The following is a 2,805-nucleotide window of genomic DNA, read 5'->3' as shown; positions in this document are numbered from 1 at the left end:
TTGAGCGTCATAGAGATATTCAATCACTTGACTATCGCTAGTAACACTCACCAGACGGTTGCGATAATCCCATTGGTAGGTAGTTATCTTCCCTGTAGCAAGATCGGTTTTGTCAGCGAGGTTCCCCTCATCGTCATAACGATACTGATAGGTACCATCATTGAGTAATCGCCGCGATTCGAGCGGATCTGTACTCCAAGTACTGCGGTTGCCCAGAGTATCAAATTGATAGGCTTCGTTAGTACCTGTAGTGGTAGTGACGGTGTTAATTTGGTTGTCTTTGCCGTACTCAACTGCCTTGTTGCCGTCGGTGCCGGTGGTGAGAATCAGTCGATTGCCAGGATCGTAGGTGTAGTGGTAGTGAATGATGTTGGTAGTGGTTATGTTGGTGTTGGTGGTGATGTTATTGGCGTTGATTATTTGGATTTGACGGTATCGATCGACATTATGATGGAGATATCCAATCGAATTATTGGCAAAAACTTAATTTATTTGGGAGATATTTAATGATAAAATGTTAATAAATATGTATCTGTATCTATGCGCCGCGATACGATTTTCTATCAATTATTTCAGCAGTCGCCAACTTTGTTATTTGAGCTGTTACCCCAGCCACCAGAAAATGCCGCTCGATATACTTTTGAAGCGGTGGAGGTAAAGGAAACAGGCTTTCGGCTGGATGGGGTGTTTTTACCGCCAGATGTTTCGGGAACGATCTATTTCAGTGAGGCGCAGTTCCAAAAGGATGAGATGCTTTACGAGCGGATGTTGGCGGAGATTGGCATTTATGTTTATCGCAATCGCGAGCGCATCTCTGATTGGCAAGCGGTGGTTATTTACCCAACCAGAAGTATCGAGCAATCTAATACTGTCACAGTCCGCGAGTTATTAGCTAGCGGACGCATCTTGCGGGTGTATCTAGATGAGTTGGGTGCGATTGGGGAATTGCCGATGGGCGTGGGATTGATGGTATTGACGACGTTGGAGGGAGATGAGGCTAAAACTGAAGCTAGATCGGCGATCGAGCGTTCTGGTGGCGACCGAGATATAATTGAAATGATTACCAAGATCGTCGTTTATAAGTTTAATTCATTAAGTCGTGATGAGGTGAATGTGATGCTGGGGATTGAGTTACAACAAACGCGAGTTTATCAGGAAGCCAAGGCGGAGGGCAAAGTCGAGGGTAAGGCTGAGGAACGAGAAATTGGATTACAGCGGGAAAGAGCATTAGTAATCAAGCTGCTAAATCGTAAATTAGGGGATCTCTCGTCACAATTTCAAGCACAGGTTTCTGCGCTCTCGATCGATCGAGTAGAATCTCTCGGTGAGGCTTTATTAGATTTTAATTCGACGACTGATTTAGAAGTTTGGTTGAGTCAGAATTAGCAATCGACTAATAATCGATCGCTATCAATTTTTATTGCTTTGCGATCTATTATTTCAATCGACTATCGAGCTAAATAATCACGATCGATCCTAACGATCGAGTCATCAAAATAGTAGAATTAGACCGATCCAAATAACGATCGAATCATCCAGCATGAGCAATCGATCTGAACTTTTGACGATCGAACCAGTTAGTAGCAATCCACATTAGGTCGATCGATTACAAAGATATCCCATCCAATTTGTAGACTCGATCGAATATCATAATCGGCGCAGATCGAGATAACAAGCAAAAGTTTTTACTCGGCACAGACTTATCTGTGGGAATTTGCACACCCTAATTCTTTCTATCTGCGTATAAGGTTCTACCCACCCTACTTTTTTTAGCTACTCTAGCTGAGAGCCTCTTTCATTTAGAAGTTGTAGTAAATCGGAACCTTCCTTTATCCAGAATTTGTCTTCAACAGGAAAAATATCTTCTGGATATTCATTAGCAAAATCTATAAATTCGCCTGTCCACCCATCAGGAATATATCGCTCCATCGGTGTGCCTTCATAATAAAAAGCACCTACATGTGAGTTGTCAAAGTCTACAAATAAGATTGGAAACAAATCTTCAACATCCCACCATGAACTAGCTGTTGAGAATCTCTTTGCTAAATCTATACTCAATTCATCTTTATTAATCTCAAATTCAGAAATTGAGCGTATAAATCTTTGTTTTGTATCATGATTAACTATACGAATGCCAAATCTATCTCCATCTTTAAATTCTGGGACATCATGACCTGCCTGGACGAATTCATCTCGCCATTTTTCTTGATCTAAGACCCAAAAGTCTCGATCGCTACGAAACCATCTAATTTTACCATCAAAGCGAATAACCACGACAACTAAAGATAAATCTTCCATTTAATTTTTCCTATTCCGTGATTTTACCTGTGCCGTTTATAGCAGTTTCTTCTAGCCACTTAGCCCATACAGGTGGCAATTGATAGGATCGACCTGGTGTTGTTATATCAACTTCTTGTGGATACAACTTGCTACTTTTAAGATTATCCTTGGCACCAAATTGTGGGATTTTTTCAGCTTCAATAAAGTCATCCATCCATTTGGGTATTTCAAACGAATATATTTTACCCCCTGGCCTCAATTTTAAAAAGTGTTGAGCATGTTTTAAATCACCAATACTTATATTAACAGTGGTATTGCTGATGCTAATGCTTCCATCTGATTTAAACTTGACATGATGCCGACTAGCTGCTGGTGGGATGCCACCTTGTACCCGAAAAACGATAGAAGTTTCTTCTGCGATATTTGAAGGAAGGATCTTAGTGCCACCAGAAGTTAATTGAGTGGCCTGAACGATCTCACTACTAGCAGTATTAGCCAAAACCAGCGCACCACCAGCATTATTCC

The 2,805-nt window shown here is 41.2% G+C and carries 3 protein-coding genes and 2 pseudogenes; 2 read left to right on the top strand and 3 right to left on the bottom strand.

Features of this window, described 5'->3' with window-relative positions; translation table 11 throughout:
* A pseudogene (locus RMO84_RS21260) lies at window positions 1-216 on the bottom strand (hypothetical protein); the annotation flags it as partial.
* Window positions 217-225: 9 nt separating this feature from the next.
* Between RMO84_RS21260 and RMO84_RS02365 the strand changes: the two are divergent.
* Together RMO84_RS02365 and RMO84_RS02360 are read left to right on the top strand one after the other, a co-directional pair.
* Window positions 226-507 carry a hypothetical protein gene (locus tag RMO84_RS02365; RefSeq protein ID WP_310486852.1) on the top strand — a complete coding sequence of 94 codons (282 nt, stop codon included), beginning with the start codon at window positions 226-228 and terminating at the stop codon, window positions 505-507.
* Window positions 508-540: 33 nt separating this feature from the next.
* Window positions 541-1,386, top strand: coding sequence for an Rpn family recombination-promoting nuclease/putative transposase (locus RMO84_RS02360; protein ID WP_310486851.1), 846 nt, complete (start codon window positions 541-543; stop codon window positions 1,384-1,386).
* Window positions 1,387-1,773: 387 nt separating this feature from the next.
* Here RMO84_RS02360 and RMO84_RS02355 read toward each other — a convergent pair whose 3' ends face one another.
* Together RMO84_RS02355 and RMO84_RS02350 are read right to left on the bottom strand one after the other, a co-directional pair.
* A complete protein-coding gene (locus RMO84_RS02355) occupies window positions 1,774-2,298 on the bottom strand; it encodes a hypothetical protein (protein WP_310486850.1) in 525 nt (174 codons plus the stop codon).
* 10 nt (window positions 2,299-2,308) lie between these two features.
* Window positions 2,309-2,805 (bottom strand): annotated as a pseudogene (locus tag RMO84_RS02350) (hypothetical protein); the annotation flags it as partial.

The organism is Chamaesiphon sp. VAR_69_metabat_338, from assembly GCF_031423935.1.
GTDB lineage: Bacteria > Cyanobacteriota > Cyanobacteriia > Cyanobacteriales > Chamaesiphonaceae > Chamaesiphon.
The sequence above is the reverse complement of the archived record's forward strand: the minus strand, read 5'-3'. Positions and strand labels throughout refer to the sequence as shown.